This window comes from Metapseudomonas resinovorans (assembly GCF_002003485.1).
Lineage (GTDB): Bacteria > Pseudomonadota > Gammaproteobacteria > Pseudomonadales > Pseudomonadaceae > Metapseudomonas > Metapseudomonas resinovorans_D.
In genome coordinates this window covers 35,307-48,060 of record NZ_BDMA01000013.1, presented here as the reverse complement: position 1 = coordinate 48,060, position 12,754 = coordinate 35,307, and the positions used below count along the sequence as shown (strand labels likewise).

Below are 12,754 nucleotides of genomic sequence, written 5' to 3'. Positions count from 1 at the left end.
TGCGCTATAAGCCCCGCGCACCAGTATCAGGAAGCCCAGATGCGCCCACTCATTCCCCTGTTCCTCACCGCGCTGCTTGCAGCTTGCGCCAGCGAAGAACCCGCCCCGGAACTGCCGACTCCGGCACCGCAGGTCAAGGTGGAAGCCACGCCCGCCCATATGCGCGAGCTGAGCGGCGTGCTGAATGCGCCACCTTCCGGCAGCGAGGTCGAACTGGCGCTGATGTCGATCGATTCCCGCGACCGCCCGCAGCGCCTGCTCGGCAGCCTGTTGCTGAACGGTAACGGTGGCCCACTGCCCTTCCGCCTGCTGTTCAACCCGGAATCGTTCCCCCGCGGCGAGCGCGTGGAGCTGCGTGGGCGCGCGAGCTTGTCGGGACAGCTGATCCTGAAGCTGCAACCGCGCCTGATCCTGCAGCCTGAGAACCAGGTCCTCGGCCCGCTGCTGATGGTTCCGGCACCATGAACGCCCCTGCAGCCCTGCAACAAGCACTGGTCCAATTGCTGGGCGACGCCAGCCTCAGCGCGGAAACCCTGCCGGACACTGACCTCAAGCTCTGGCTGATCGATGCCAACAACATGGACCGCGCATTCAGCCCCGAAGAAACCCGGCGCATCCTCGAAGAGCCGCCCTACTGGTGCTTCTGCTGGGCCAGCGGCCTGGCACTGGCCCGCTGGCTGGCCGAGAGGCCGGAGTGGGTCGCTGGCAAACGCGTGCTCGACTTCGGCGCGGGTTCAGGCGTTGCCGCCATTGCCGCAGCCAAGGCCGGTGCCGCCGAGGTGGTGGCCTGCGACCTTGATCCACTAGCACTGGAGGCCTGCCGCGCCAATGCTGAACTCAACGGTGTGGAGCTGAGCTATTCGGCCGACTTTTTCCAGGAAGAAGACCGCTTCGACCTGATCATCGTCGCCGATGTGCTCTACGACCGCGCCAACCTGCCGCTGCTCGACCACTTCCTCACTCGCGGCCGCCAGGCCCTGGTGGCCGACTCGCGGGTACGCGATTTCCAGCACGCGCTCTATACCCGCCTCGCCGTGCTGGACGCCTGCACCTGGCCAGACCTGGCAGAGCCGGCCGAGTTTCGCCATGTGAGCCTGTATCACGCGATTCGGTGAGGATCTTGTAGGGGCGAATTCATTCGCCAAGGAGCGCGCAGCGGTCCCTCTTTTTGATGCTCCACTCAGGTAAGGAATCGTCCCGGTACAGCTCGGCGTTGGGGCGCCCCTGCGGGGGCGCTTGGCGAATGAATTCGCCCCTACGGGTAGTGCAGACCGAGTGGCGGGGAAGCCCGGCGCTCGTGCAGGCATATTCATCCCCGTTCGCCGGCCGTATGATTCGCCCATTCCTTCGTGCCTTCGAGTGCCCAGATGAGCGACATTCCCTACATCTTCGATACCACCGGTGCCGACTTCGACCAGGCGGTGATCCAGAATTCCTTCCAGAAGCCCGTTCTGGTGGATTTCTGGGCTGACTGGTGCGCGCCCTGCAAAGCGTTGATGCCGCTGCTGGCGCAGATCACCGAGTCCTACCAGGGCGAACTCCTGCTGGCCAAGGTGAACTGCGATATCGAGCAGGACATCGTGATGCGCTTCGGCATCCGCAGCCTGCCCACCGTCGTGCTGTTCAAGGACGGCCAACCCGTGGACGGCTTTGCCGGCGCGCAGCCGGAGTCGGCTATCCGCACCATGCTCGAGCCCCATGTACAGATGCCCGCCACGCCTCAGGGCAACCTGCTGGACGCTGCCCAGGCCGCCTTCAGCGAAGGCCGCATCAGCGAAGCCGAGAACCTGCTCAAGCAACTGCTCACCGAAGACAACACCAACGCTGCCGGCCTGATCCTCTATGCCCGCTGCCTGGCCGAACGCGGTGAACTGGGCGAAGCGGAAACAGTGCTCAACGCGGTAAAGAGTGACGAACACAAGCAGGCCCTGGCTGGCGCCCGTGCCCAGCTGACGTTCCTCCGCCAGGCCGCCAGCCTGCCGGAAGTGGCTGACCTCAAGTCCCGACTTGCACAGGACGCCGGCGACGACGAAGCGGTTTATCAGCTGGCGATCCAGCAACTCTCCCGTCAGCAGTACGAGCCGGCGCTGGACAGCCTGCTCAAGTTGTTCGTGCGCAACCGTGGCTATGAGAGCGGCCTGCCCCACAAGACCTTGCTGCAAGTGTTCGACCTGCTGGGTAACGACCATCCGCTGGTCGCCACCTACCGCCGCAAGCTGTACAACGCGATCTACTGATCCGGCTCTGCCTGTGGGAGCGAATTCATTCGCGATTGAAATCGCTCCCACAGCGGTTCAGCCCCTCCAGATATAAAGGGGCGCATCCTCCCGCACTTCGACATGCACCTGCTCACTGTGGCGCAGACGCACCAGCAGGCGCTTGCCCGCTGCAATGCCACCGGCCAGACCTTCCAGTTCCGCCAGCAGGCGAGGACCTTCCATTTGCCCGGCCTCGCGCAACAGCTGCTGGGCGGTTTCCCAAAGCGCATCGCTGCGCGGCGCGCTCGGAGCCTTCGGCACCGCCTGAGCCTTGGCCGCCAGCTCGGGCGTCAGGCGGCTGGCCAACCGGTCCCAGTCCTCGGCATCCATTTCAACCGTCAGGTCTACCGGCCAGTCGCCGATCTGTCCGCGAATTCGCAGCATGTCCCACTCCTCCAGGAAACGAATGCGCAATGCTCCCATGGTGTTGGCGGGCTGCCTACATTTGTTATAACGTAACGCAAATTTACCAATCTCCCGGAGCCCCGTCATGCGCCGCCTGCTGCTTGCCCTGCCCTTCGCCCTGCTGACCCCGGCCGTCGCCCAGGCCCACGAGCACGACCATGATCACGAACAAGGCAGCCTCGGTGCCCATGAGCACGGTGTGGCGCAGTTGAATGCCGTACTGGACGGCAAGACCCTGGAGTTGGAGCTGGAAAGCCCGGCCATGAACCTGGTGGGTTTCGAGCACGACGCCAGGAGCGATGCCGACAAGGCCAAGGTAGCGGCTGTCCGTGCAGAACTGGAAAAGCCCCTGGCGCTCTTCGACCTCCCCGGGACGGCGGGCTGCAAGGTCACATCCCAGGAACTGGCGAGCCCGCTCTTCGGCACCGACGAGCAGCATGACGAACATGCCAAAGGTCATGACCACGATCACAGTGAAATCCACGCCCATTACCAGTTCGAGTGCGCGAACCCCAGCGCCTTGAAAACCCTGGATCTTGCCGGGCTGTTCCAGCGCTTCCCCGCCACCCTGAAAATTCAGGTACAACTGATCGGCCCCAACGGCCAGCAAGGCGCGGAACTCAGCGCCAGCAACGCCAGCCTGAGCTTCTAACCTTTTGCAGACACAGCCGGGGCAACCCGGCTGGAATCCCATGAGCCAGACACTGATTGACCTCCAGGGACTGGGCTTTGCCTGGCCCGGCCATCCGGAACTGCTGGATATCCCCGAATTCCGCCTGCAACGCGGTGAAAGTCTCTTCCTCAAAGGCCCCAGCGGCAGCGGCAAGACCACCTTGCTGGGCTTGCTCGGCGGCGTGCAGAAGCCCGGCCGTGGCAGCATTCGCCTGCTCGGCCAGGACCTCGCCTCGCTATCGGCCAGCGCTCGCGACCACTTCCGCGTGGACCACACCGGCTACATCTTCCAGCAATTCAACCTGCTGCCGTTCCTGTCAGTACGGGAGAACGTCGAGCTTCCCTGTCGTTTCTCACGCCTGCGTGCCGAACGTGCGCGCCAGCGCCACGGCAGCGTCGATGGGGCGGCAGCGACCCTCCTGCGCCATCTCGGCCTGAAGGAGGAACTGCTGCAACGCCGCGCCGACGCGCTATCCATCGGCCAACAACAACGCGTAGCCGCCGCTCGCGCACTGATCGGCCAGCCGGAACTGGTGATCGCCGACGAACCAACCTCGGCCCTGGATGCCGACGCCCGCGAAGCCTTCCTGCAACTGCTGTTCGCCGAATGCCGTGAGGCCGGCTCCAGCCTGCTGTTCGTCAGCCATGACCAGAGCCTGGCCCCGCTGTTCGACCACAGCCTGTCGCTGGCGGAACTGAATCGAGCCGCGCGCATCGAGGAGGATTGAGATGTATCTGCTGCGCCTGGCCCTGGCCAGCCTCGCCAACCGCCGCTTCACTGCGCTGCTCACGGTCTTCGCCATTGCCCTGTCGGTCTGCCTGCTGCTGGCGGTCGAGCGCGTTCGGACCGAAGCCCGCGCCAGCTTCGCCAGCACCATCAGCAGCACCGATCTGATCGTCGGTGCCCGCTCCGGCTCGGTGAACCTGCTGCTCTATTCCGTATTCCGTATCGGCAACGCCACCAACAACATCCGCTGGGACAGTTTCGAAGCGATCAGCCAGGACAAGCGGGTGAAGTGGGCCATTCCCATTTCCCTCGGCGATTCCCATCGCGGCTACCGCGTGATGGGCACCAGCGCCGCCTATTTCGAACACTATCGCTACGGCCGCGGCCAACCCTTGCAACCGGCCGAGGGCAAGCCATTCGCCGATATGTTCGAGGTGGTGCTCGGCGCCGAAGTGGCCGAGGCCCTGCACTACAAGCTGGGGGACAAGCTGGTGCTGGCCCATGGCGTCAGCACCGTCAGCCTGGTGCAGCACGACGACAAGCCCTTCTCGGTGGTCGGCATCCTTGCGCGAACGGGCACTCCGGTGGACCGCACCCTGCACATTTCCCTGGCCGGCATGGAGGCCTTGCACGTCGACTGGCAGAACGGCGTGCCCGCCCGGGGCGCGGGCAAGGTCAGCGCCGATCAGGCACGCGCCATGGACCTGCAGCCCAAGGCCATAACGGCCTTCCTCCTCGGCCTCAACAGCAAGATCGCCACGTTCGCCATGCAACGACAGATCAACGAGTTCCGGGGCGAACCCTTGCTGGCAATTCTCCCGGGCGTCGCCCTGCAGGAGCTCTGGAGCCTGATGGGCACGGCGGAGAAGGCGCTCTTCGTGGTGTCATTGTTCGTCGTGCTCACCGGGCTGATCGGCATGCTCACGGCCATCCTCACCAGCCTCAACGAGCGCCGCCGGGAGATGGCCATCCTCCGCTCGGTCGGCGCACGACCTTGGCATATCGGCAGCCTGCTGGTGCTGGAAGCCTTCGCCCTGGCCCTGGCAGGCGCAGTGCTGGGACTGGGTCTTCTCTATCTGGGGATTGCGCTCAGCCAGGGCTACGTGCAGGCCAACTATGGCCTCTATCTGCCACTGGCCCTGCCCAGCCCCTATGAGTGGACGCTGCTCGGCGCTATTCTGGCCGCCGCCCTGCTGATGGGTGTAGTGCCCGCATGGCGTGCCTATCGGCAGTCGCTGGCCGACGGTCTGTCCATTCGCCTGTGAGATTTCCATGACGCGCATCCTGCTGGCCCTGTTGTTGACGCTTTCCTCCCCGCTCTGGGCCAGCGAGGTACGCGAACTCACCTGGGCCGAAATGATTCCGGAAGGTGCGCCGCCACCTGCGCCGCCGGCCCCAATCCACGATTTGTCGCAGCTGTCGGATGCGCTCCAGGCCGAAGCCGGCCCGGCGGCCTCGCAGCAATCGCCAGCCGCTCCGGTGGTCCAGGCGCTGGATGGCCAGGACGTGAAGTTGCCGGGCTACATCGTGCCGCTGGACGTGACGGAAGAAGGCCGCGTGACCGAGTTCCTCCTGGTGCCCTACTTCGGCGCCTGCATCCACGTCCCGCCGCCGCCGTCGAACCAGATCGTCCATGTGAAGAGCGAGCTCGGCGTACTGAGGGATGCCCTCTACCAGCCCTTCTGGATCGAAGGGCCGCTGCAGGTAAAGGCCAGCAGCAGCGAGCTGGCCGAGGCGGGTTACCAGATGGATGCGAGCAAGATCTATCCCTACGAATCCCCATCCAATTGACCCTGGATGCACCAAGGCCCGGTTTTCACCGGGCCTTTTTGTTAGCGCGTTCAGCGGCATTGCTCTGGATCAAGATACAAAGCTTCCTAATTACTGACACTGGCGCCAGCCCAACACATTTAGAACTGACTGGAGCCTTTCATGCGCAAGCATCTTCTCACCGCTTCTCTGCTAGCCCTGGCCATTGCCGCCCCCCTGGCCCAGGCTCACCAGGCTGGAGACATCCTGGTTCGTGCCGGCGCTATCACCGTCAACCCGGAAGCCGACAGCTCTAGCGTTAAGATAGATCGTGGCGCCCTCGCCGGTACCGATCTCGGTGGAAAGGCGACCATGGACAGCGACACTCAGCTAGGCCTGAACTTCGCCTACATGCTGACCGATCACATTGGCCTCGAACTGCTCGCAGCAACGCCTTTCGAGCATGAAGTAAAACTCAAGGGCACCGGCCTCGACTCTGCCAACGGCAGTCTCGGCTCCCTCAAACACTTGCCGCCGACCCTCAGCCTCGTGTACTATCCGTTGGATCCCAAATCGGCCTTCCAGCCTTATCTCGGCGCGGGCATCAACTACACCTGGATCTTTGACGAGCACGTCGGCAGCAGTGCGACCGCTGCCGGCTTCGATAACTTCCGCGTGGACAACTCCTGGGGCCTGGCCTGGCAGGTAGGCGCCGACTACATGTTGACCGACAACGTGATGGTCAACGCCCAGGTTCGCTACATCGACATCGACACCCGCGGCTACGTGGACAACACCCTCCTAAACGTCCGAGCGAAGGTGGATGTGGACGTCGACCCGTGGGTCTACATGGTCGGCCTCGGTTATAAGTTCTGAGCGGGATAATCCTGGGGGAACACTCCCGCCAAAGGCGCCTTCGGGCGCCTTTTTTGTGCCTGAAAATTCATGAGAAAACGAGGGCCGATTCCGTCATTGGGGCCGAGCGTAGGGTGCGCCGCGCGCACCGATCCTAGCTCCCGGATTAGTGCAGAGCACAGGTGTACACGGACTCCTACAGGGTCCCGAAGTCGGGGCTCAGCGTCCCAGCAGGCGTGCGACGCCCTGCTTGAGCGGGGTGGGCTGCGGGAAGTCGTAGCGCAGCAGCAGGCGGGCATTGCTGGCCCGGGAATGACGGATATCCCCAGCGCGAGCTTCGGCATAGGTCACCGGCGGTAGATCGCCCAGCACTTCGCCGATGGCGGCGAGCAACTCCTTGAGGCTGGTCGCCCGGTTCAGGCCCACGTTCACCGGGCCGACCTCCAGCCACTCCGCTTCCAGCGCCTGCACCAGCACCTGCACCAGGTCGCCGACATAGACGAAGTCACGGGTCTGCTCGCCGTCACCGAACACGGTGATCGGCAAGCCGGCCACGGCGCGCTCGGTGAAGATGCTGATCACCCCCGAGTAGGGCGAAGACGGGTCCTGGCGTGGACCGAAGATATTGAAGAAGCGAAATACCGCCGGCTCCAGCCCATGCTGGCGGCGGTAGAAGTCCAGGTAATGTTCGCTGGCCAGCTTGTCTGCCGCATAGGGGGTCAGCGGCGATTTTGGCGTGTCTTCATCGATGGCCGTTCCTTCGCCGTTCTGGCCGTACACCGCCGCACTGGAGGCAAAGATCACCCGCTTCACGCCCTCTGCCCGCATGGCTTCGCAGACATTCAGGGTGCCGATCAGATTGCTCTGATGCGTCGCCACCGGATCATCCACCGAGGCCTGGACCGAAGCGACCGCCGCCAGGTGGGCGACCGCCTTGCACCCGGCCATCGCCCGCGCTACCAGCGCAGCGTCGGCAACATCGCCTTCGATCAGTTCCAGGTGCGAGTTGTTTAACGGCAGGTTGGCACGCTTGCCGGTGGATAGATTGTCCAGCACGCGCACGGCATGGCCCCGGGCGAGCAGCACATCTGCGAGATGGGAGCCGATGAAGCCGGCCCCGCCGGTGATGAGGATGGGAGAGTCAGCCATGACGGTAGTAACGGTCCAGTAGGGTCGGCAGGGCAGCACGCCAGGCGCGCGGCTTGATGCCAAAGGTATGGAGGATTTTCTTGCAGGCCAGCACCGCGTTCTGCGGCTCGTCCACTGCGTCCGGGCGAGCGGCGTGGGCCTGCGGCGTGATGTCCTGCACTTTCAACTGATGCAGGCTGCGAGCCTCGCTGAGCAGTGCCTGCCCGAGCGCCAGGGGCGTGGTGGCTTCGTGGCCGCCGTAGTGATAGGTGCCCCATAGCGGCGCCTGGCAATCCAATTGCTTGATCACCGCCAGCAGCACACGGGCGGCGTCGTCAACGGGGGTCGGGTTGCCGCGACGGTCGTCAGCCAGGCAAATCTCATCGGCCTGTTCGGCGCGACTGAGGAAGCGCCCCAGTGAGCCATCGCGGCTGTCATCCAGCAACCAGCCAAAGCGCAGCAGCACATGCTTGGGACAGGCGGCACGGACGCTCTGCTCCATCCGCCAGATGGCCTGGCCACGTTCGCTGAGCGGGACGGTTTCGTCCTTTTCGCTGTAAGCAGTGGCACGGGAACCGTCGAACACCCGATAGCTGGAGGGCTGCAGCAGAATCATCCCGTGATGCTGGCAGAGTTCGGCAAGCCGCTCCACGCCACGTTCCTGGGCTGCCAGGCGCACATCGCTGACTTCATCGGCCTGGAACCAGTCGAAGTAGTAGGCGAGGTTGATCACGGCGTCGGGCCGGGTGTCATCGAGCAACTGGGTCAGGCTGGCGGCATCCCAGCCCTGTTCGGGCGGACGCGGAGCGAGAAAACCTATGTCTTCCTCGGCCCCCAGGCGAATCAGCGCCTGTCCGAGTGAATTGCCGCCACCCAACAGCATCAAGCGCATTCGCATAGAGAAAGAGGTCGCTTAAAGCCGGTTATAGGGAGTGGGCGGGCAGACCCGCCGCATAAGAGCCGCATTCTGCGGGTTTCACCGGCGTACGTCACTAGCCGCGTGGCGGTTGCGCCTTGCCCGGCCGGTAGAGATGGACGTGGTCTGCCCGGTACAGGGACGAGTCGGCGAAGCCTTCGGCAGCCAGCACCTCTCCTACCAGGATCAACGCGGTGCGGCGGAAATCCCGCGCCGCCACCTTGGGCAGGATATCTCCCAGGGTGCCGGTGACCTGCTCCTGATCCGGCCAGCTGGCGCGATGGATCACCGCGATCGGGCAGTCGGCGCCATAGTGCGGCAGCAGTTCTTCGACGATCTTCGCCAACTGGCTCACGCCGAGATGGATGGCCATGGTCGCGCGGTGCCGCGCCAAGTCGCCCAGCTCTTCGCCCTTGGGCATCCGCGTCTTGCTCGCGTAGCGGGTGAGAATCAGCGTCTGGGAAACCTCCGGCAAGGTCAGCTCACACCCCAGCAGCGCGGCGCAGGCGGCAGTGGCGGTCACCCCCGGCACCACTTCGTAGGGAATGCCCCGTTCACGCAGGTGACGAATCTGTTCGCCAATGGCCCCGTACAACGAGGGATCGCCGGAATGCACACGCGCCACATCCTGGCCCTTGTCATGGGCTTGCGTCAGCAGGGCGACGATCTCATCCAGATGCAGTTCGGCGGTGTTCACCACCAGCTCGGCGCTGTGCCCCGCCAGCACCGCTTCGGGCACCAGCGACCCCGCGTAGAGAATCACCGGACAGGTGCGAATCAGGCGCTGGCCCTTGACTGTGATGAGTTCCGGATCGCCGGGGCCGGCGCCGATGAAGTAGACAGTCATGGCCGTTGGGCCTCCTGATGAATGCAGGCCAGCGCGCAAGTGGCGCTGGCGCTGCGGCGTTTGTCGATGAGGAGGGTGGCGCGAGTACCGAAGAGGGCCTCTGCCTGGGCCAGCGCAGCGGCCTCGGCCACGCCCGCGCTGCCGACGGCCTCGCGAACCTGCTCGGACGGCTGGCTCAGCCGGTCCTCGAAGGAAGCAAGCACATCCACGGGCAGGCCATACAGAGGCAGCCCCAGCCGCTCGGCCAGGCCAACCAGCCCCGGCTCTGCGACTTTAGCTTCGCGGGTGGCCAGGGCGATCAACTGATCGAGAGAGACATTGGCCTCGGCAAGGCACTGCATCAGCAGGACCTGCAACTCATCCGGGGGGCAGCCGCGTCGGCAGCCCAGCCCGGCAACCAGTTTCACGGGATGCATCATCGTAGGAGCGAGCTTGCTCGCGAATCGGGAGTTCCTTCGCGAGCAAGCTCGCTCCTACAAGTCATGCTTGGGAGTGACGCTGGTACAGCCAGGCAGCGGCCCAGCCGAGCACCATCCAGAACGCGGCATTGGTGATCAGCGAAGCCGCGATGAACTCGTGGCTCAGCGCTTCAGGCGCCAGGCTGGAATGCACTTCGGGCTGTGGCGCGCCAATTACGTGCGGAATAACCAGAACAACGACGCCGACCACACGCAGCGCCCAGTGACGGCCAAAGGCGATCAGGGCGAGCCCCGCGGCCGTGGAGGCAGCGGTGCCAATCCACCAGGTCTGGCGCTGGGCTAGATCGGCGGCTGCGGTACCGGGCAGTTCCGGTGGCAGGCCGAGGGACGGTGCGAGGGCGAAGGTGGCGAAACCGCCCAGGCCCCAGAGCAGGCCCTGCCAGGAACGGCTCGGGCCGCGCAGGCTGAACAGTCCGGCGAGGATCAGGGCGAAGCCAACGGCCACCACCAGGTTGCTGCCACCGGTTGACAGGGTCCGCTGCCAACCATCTTCCGGCGCCCAGGCCTCGTCACTGTGTTCATGGATGTGCGCGACGGCCGCGCCGCCATGCTCATGGCCGTGCTCCAGCTGTGCGGCAGGTTCGGCGCTTTCATAGGTTTCCGCCTGAAGGATCAGCGGGGTTACCCACAGGCTCTGCAGCAGGGTCAGTACCAGGGCGGCGATCAGGCCGGCGAAACCGGCGGTCTGGGCGATGCGCTTGATCATCCGGAAATCACTCAATGGCAGGGGAAGGCGGCACTGTGGCGAGTGTCGTGCGCGGCGTTGTGCACGGCTTCGATATGCGAGAACCCGGCGAAATACACCAGGGACACGCCAACCAGGCTGGTGCCAATGGCCAACACGAGGCGCTTGACCAGGGTCGAGGAGGAAGCGGCGGAATGGGACAGGGTGCGGCTGGACATGGAGGTTCCCTCTGCGTTGCTAACGATACCGGCAGAGGAACGCGCGCGAGGGAAGCGGGCGCAGGCGCACCCAAATTTCCGGCTTGCGCCCGCCCACCGCGGGTTGCCAAAACGTGATCAGGCCGGTCTCCGGGCTCACGACGCCAGCCATGAGGCTGGATGGGCATGCCTTCCCATGCCGTGTCGGCACAGTGGCGTACTTAACCCTACGATCGCTTACCGTTGCGGGGGCAGCGTCGGACTAGTCCGAAAATGGACGCACCGACTTCCCGTTTCACCTTGCGTACGGCGACGCGAGGCACCTGAAAAAACCGTGCTAGGACATCACGAGTCCGACCAAGCGTCAACTGCCGCGATTGACCGTCCCCCGCCTGCTGCGTAGCCTTCGCCCTTTCGAGGTTCTCCGGTCGATGCGCCGGAGCTAAGAGCGAACGTGGTCAAGGCCACGGCTGCCCCCGCAACTGTGAACAGCTGAAGTCTTATCCACAGCCACTGCCCAACGGCGGGAAGGCGGAGAGACGGCGCACCGCGCCAGGCTGTGAGCCAGGAGACCTGCCTCGACGAATTTCCAGACAACCGGGCGGGGTGATCCGGTGGCGAATCCGTTGCGCGGGGCGAGTCCCGCTGCGTTCGTCATGCCCGCCGACCGACCACGCAGAGGCGCGCATGAAAACCCTGGCCAAGCTCCCCGTCACCATCGTTACCGGCTTTCTCGGCGCCGGTAAGACCACCCTCCTGCGCCACATGCTGGACAACGCGGAAGGTCGCCGTATCGCGGTGATCGTCAACGAGTTCGGCGAGCTGGGCATCGACGGCGAAATCCTCAAGCAGTGCTCCATCGGATGCACCGAGGAAGAGGCCGTGGGCCGCGTCTTCGAGTTGGCCAACGGCTGCCTCTGCTGCACCGTGCAGGAAGAATTCTTCCCGGTGATGCGTGAGCTGGTGGCGCGTCGTGGTGACCTCGACCAGATCCTCATCGAAACCTCCGGCCTGGCGCTGCCCAAGCCGCTGGTCCAGGCCTTCCAGTGGCCGGAAATCCGCAATGCCTGCACCGTCGACGCCGTGATCACCGTGGTCGACAGTCCGGCCGTGGCCGCTGGCACCTTCGCTGCGCACCCCGAGCAGGTGGACGAGCAGCGCAAGCAGGACCCGAACCTCGACCACGAATCCCCGCTGCATGAGCTGTTCGAAGACCAGCTCGCCAGCGCCGACCTGGTGGTGCTGAACAAGGTCGACCTGCTCACCCCGGAAGCCCTCGCCGCCGTGCGCGCAGAAGTGGCCGAGGAGCTGCCGCCGGCAGTGAAGATCGTCGAAGCCAGCTCCGGCAAAATCCCGCTCGATGTCCTGCTGGGCCTGAACGCCGAGGCCGAATTGCACATCGACAGCCGCCCCACTCACCACGACCACGAAGGTCATGAAGACCACGACCATGACGAGTTCGACTCCTTCCACGTCGACCTTCCGGAAGTCGAAGAAGCCGCGCTGATCGCCGCCCTCGGCCAGCTTGTGGAGCGCCATGCCGTCCTGCGTATCAAGGGCTTCGCCGCCATCCCCGGCAAACCCATGCGCCTGCTGGTCCAGGGCGTCGGCAAGCGCTTCGACAAGCACTTCGACCGCAAATGGCTGACCGACGAACCCCGTGGCACCCGCCTGGTGGTGATCGGCCAGGAGCTGGACCAGGCGGTAATCGCCAACGAACTGCGTACGGCGCTGGCATGAAACGCGTTCAACTCCCCTCTCCCTCCGGGAGAGGGGCCGGGGGTGAGGGCAACCTCCGCGCGCTGGGACTTTCCCTCACCCCAACCCTCTCCCAAA

General features: G+C 64.8%; 16 protein-coding genes and 2 riboswitches. Of the genes, 9 read left to right on the top strand and 7 right to left on the bottom strand.

What is annotated here, in order from left to right:
• Positions 1–39: 39 nt before the first annotated feature.
• From MnOB_RS03715 to trxA, 3 genes are all read left to right on the top strand, one after another.
• Entirely contained in the window at positions 40–465 is a 426-nt protein-coding gene (locus MnOB_RS03715; RefSeq protein WP_077522155.1) for a YbaY family lipoprotein, read from the top strand.
• Positions 462–1,115: a class I SAM-dependent methyltransferase gene (locus tag MnOB_RS03710; RefSeq protein ID WP_077522153.1), complete on the top strand. Its 654-nt coding sequence runs from the start codon at positions 462–464 to the stop codon at positions 1,113–1,115. The genes MnOB_RS03715 and MnOB_RS03710 overlap by 4 nt, the downstream gene beginning before the upstream one ends.
• A gap of 252 nt (positions 1,116–1,367) precedes the next feature.
• Entirely contained in the window at positions 1,368–2,237 is an 870-nt protein-coding gene (gene trxA, locus MnOB_RS03705; RefSeq protein WP_077522151.1) for a thioredoxin, read from the top strand.
• Positions 2,238–2,294: 57 nt separating this feature from the next.
• Here the strand turns inward: trxA and MnOB_RS03700 are convergent, their stop codons facing one another.
• Positions 2,295–2,642: a hypothetical protein gene (locus MnOB_RS03700; RefSeq protein ID WP_077522149.1), complete on the bottom strand. Its 348-nt coding sequence runs from the start codon at positions 2,640–2,642 to the stop codon at positions 2,295–2,297.
• Between the two features lie 106 nt (positions 2,643–2,748).
• Here MnOB_RS03700 and MnOB_RS03695 point away from each other — a divergent pair, with 106 nt between their 5' ends.
• From MnOB_RS03695 to MnOB_RS03675, 5 genes are all read left to right on the top strand, one after another.
• Entirely contained in the window at positions 2,749–3,315 is a 567-nt protein-coding gene (locus tag MnOB_RS03695) for a DUF2796 domain-containing protein (RefSeq protein WP_077522147.1), read from the top strand.
• A 40-nt stretch (positions 3,316–3,355) separates the two neighbouring features.
• Positions 3,356–4,063 (top strand): ABC transporter ATP-binding protein, encoded by a 708-nt coding sequence (locus MnOB_RS03690; protein WP_077522145.1) that lies wholly within the window; start codon positions 3,356–3,358, stop codon positions 4,061–4,063.
• 1 nt (position 4,064) lies between these two features.
• Positions 4,065–5,327 carry an ABC transporter permease gene (locus MnOB_RS03685; protein ID WP_077522143.1) on the top strand — a complete coding sequence of 421 codons (1,263 nt, stop codon included), beginning with the start codon at positions 4,065–4,067 and terminating at the stop codon, positions 5,325–5,327.
• A 7-nt stretch (positions 5,328–5,334) separates the two neighbouring features.
• On the top strand, positions 5,335–5,853 hold the full coding sequence (locus MnOB_RS03680) for a DUF3299 domain-containing protein (protein WP_077522141.1): 519 nt from the start codon (positions 5,335–5,337) through the stop codon (positions 5,851–5,853).
• A 141-nt stretch (positions 5,854–5,994) separates the two neighbouring features.
• Positions 5,995–6,687 (top strand): OmpW/AlkL family protein, encoded by a 693-nt coding sequence (locus MnOB_RS03675; protein ID WP_077522139.1) that lies wholly within the window; start codon positions 5,995–5,997, stop codon positions 6,685–6,687.
• Between the two features lie 198 nt (positions 6,688–6,885).
• Here the strand turns inward: MnOB_RS03675 and MnOB_RS03670 are convergent, their stop codons facing one another.
• The 6 genes from MnOB_RS03670 to MnOB_RS03645 all read right to left on the bottom strand — a co-directional run bounded on the left by MnOB_RS03670 (position 6,886) and on the right by MnOB_RS03645 (position 10,939).
• Positions 6,886–7,815, bottom strand: coding sequence for an NAD-dependent epimerase/dehydratase family protein (locus tag MnOB_RS03670; RefSeq protein WP_077522137.1), 930 nt, complete (start codon positions 7,813–7,815; stop codon positions 6,886–6,888).
• Entirely contained in the window at positions 7,808–8,692 is an 885-nt protein-coding gene (locus MnOB_RS03665; protein ID WP_077522135.1) for a sugar nucleotide-binding protein, read from the bottom strand. The genes MnOB_RS03670 and MnOB_RS03665 overlap by 8 nt, the downstream gene beginning before the upstream one ends.
• 94 nt (positions 8,693–8,786) lie before the next feature.
• On the bottom strand, positions 8,787–9,557 hold the full coding sequence (cobM, locus tag MnOB_RS03660; protein ID WP_077522133.1) for a precorrin-4 C(11)-methyltransferase: 771 nt from the start codon (positions 9,555–9,557) through the stop codon (positions 8,787–8,789).
• Positions 9,554–9,973 (bottom strand): cobalamin biosynthesis protein, encoded by a 420-nt coding sequence (locus tag MnOB_RS03655; RefSeq protein WP_352230852.1) that lies wholly within the window; start codon positions 9,971–9,973, stop codon positions 9,554–9,556. The genes cobM and MnOB_RS03655 overlap by 4 nt, the downstream gene beginning before the upstream one ends.
• Positions 9,974–10,037: 64 nt before the next feature.
• On the bottom strand, positions 10,038–10,742 hold the full coding sequence (locus MnOB_RS03650) for a CbtA family protein (RefSeq protein WP_077522131.1): 705 nt from the start codon (positions 10,740–10,742) through the stop codon (positions 10,038–10,040).
• An 11-nt stretch (positions 10,743–10,753) separates the two neighbouring features.
• A complete protein-coding gene (locus MnOB_RS03645; RefSeq protein ID WP_077522129.1) occupies positions 10,754–10,939 on the bottom strand; it encodes a CbtB domain-containing protein in 186 nt (61 codons plus the stop codon).
• Between the two features lie 103 nt (positions 10,940–11,042).
• A riboswitch (cobalamin riboswitch) is annotated at positions 11,043–11,260 on the bottom strand.
• Positions 11,261–11,318: 58 nt separating this feature from the next.
• A riboswitch (cobalamin riboswitch) is annotated at positions 11,319–11,513 on the top strand.
• A gap of 92 nt (positions 11,514–11,605) precedes the next feature.
• Between MnOB_RS03645 and cobW the strand changes: the two genes are divergently transcribed.
• Positions 11,606–12,658, top strand: a complete 1,053-nt coding sequence (gene cobW / locus MnOB_RS03640; protein ID WP_077522127.1) for a cobalamin biosynthesis protein CobW — start codon at positions 11,606–11,608, stop codon at positions 12,656–12,658.
• Positions 12,659–12,754 lie beyond the last annotated feature (96 nt).

What these genes read in the sequence shown, in the direction of transcription:
- trxA (WP_077522151.1), top strand. Translation starts at nt 1,368, where the DNA reads ATGAGCGACATTCCCTACATCTTCGATACCACCGGTGCCGACTTCGAC.
- MnOB_RS03670 (WP_077522137.1), bottom strand. Translation starts at nt 7,815, where the DNA reads ATGGCTGACTCTCCCATCCTCATCACCGGCGGGGCCGGCTTCATCGGC.
- MnOB_RS03665 (WP_077522135.1), bottom strand. Translation starts at nt 8,692, where the DNA reads ATGCGAATGCGCTTGATGCTGTTGGGTGGCGGCAATTCACTCGGACAG.
- MnOB_RS03675 (WP_077522139.1), top strand. Translation starts at nt 5,995, where the DNA reads ATGCGCAAGCATCTTCTCACCGCTTCTCTGCTAGCCCTGGCCATTGCC.
- MnOB_RS03685 (WP_077522143.1), top strand. Translation starts at nt 4,065, where the DNA reads ATGTATCTGCTGCGCCTGGCCCTGGCCAGCCTCGCCAACCGCCGCTTC.
- cobM (WP_077522133.1), bottom strand. Translation starts at nt 9,557, where the DNA reads ATGACTGTCTACTTCATCGGCGCCGGCCCCGGCGATCCGGAACTCATC.
- MnOB_RS03655 (WP_352230852.1), bottom strand. Translation starts at nt 9,973, where the DNA reads ATGCATCCCGTGAAACTGGTTGCCGGGCTGGGCTGCCGACGCGGCTGC.
- MnOB_RS03650 (WP_077522131.1), bottom strand. Translation starts at nt 10,742, where the DNA reads ATGATCAAGCGCATCGCCCAGACCGCCGGTTTCGCCGGCCTGATCGCC.
- MnOB_RS03715 (WP_077522155.1), top strand. Translation starts at nt 40, where the DNA reads ATGCGCCCACTCATTCCCCTGTTCCTCACCGCGCTGCTTGCAGCTTGC.
- MnOB_RS03710 (WP_077522153.1), top strand. Translation starts at nt 462, where the DNA reads ATGAACGCCCCTGCAGCCCTGCAACAAGCACTGGTCCAATTGCTGGGC.
- cobW (WP_077522127.1), top strand. Translation starts at nt 11,606, where the DNA reads ATGAAAACCCTGGCCAAGCTCCCCGTCACCATCGTTACCGGCTTTCTC.
- MnOB_RS03690 (WP_077522145.1), top strand. Translation starts at nt 3,356, where the DNA reads ATGAGCCAGACACTGATTGACCTCCAGGGACTGGGCTTTGCCTGGCCC.
- MnOB_RS03695 (WP_077522147.1), top strand. Translation starts at nt 2,749, where the DNA reads ATGCGCCGCCTGCTGCTTGCCCTGCCCTTCGCCCTGCTGACCCCGGCC.
- MnOB_RS03645 (WP_077522129.1), bottom strand. Translation starts at nt 10,939, where the DNA reads ATGTCCAGCCGCACCCTGTCCCATTCCGCCGCTTCCTCCTCGACCCTG.
- MnOB_RS03680 (WP_077522141.1), top strand. Translation starts at nt 5,335, where the DNA reads ATGACGCGCATCCTGCTGGCCCTGTTGTTGACGCTTTCCTCCCCGCTC.
- MnOB_RS03700 (WP_077522149.1), bottom strand. Translation starts at nt 2,642, where the DNA reads ATGCTGCGAATTCGCGGACAGATCGGCGACTGGCCGGTAGACCTGACG.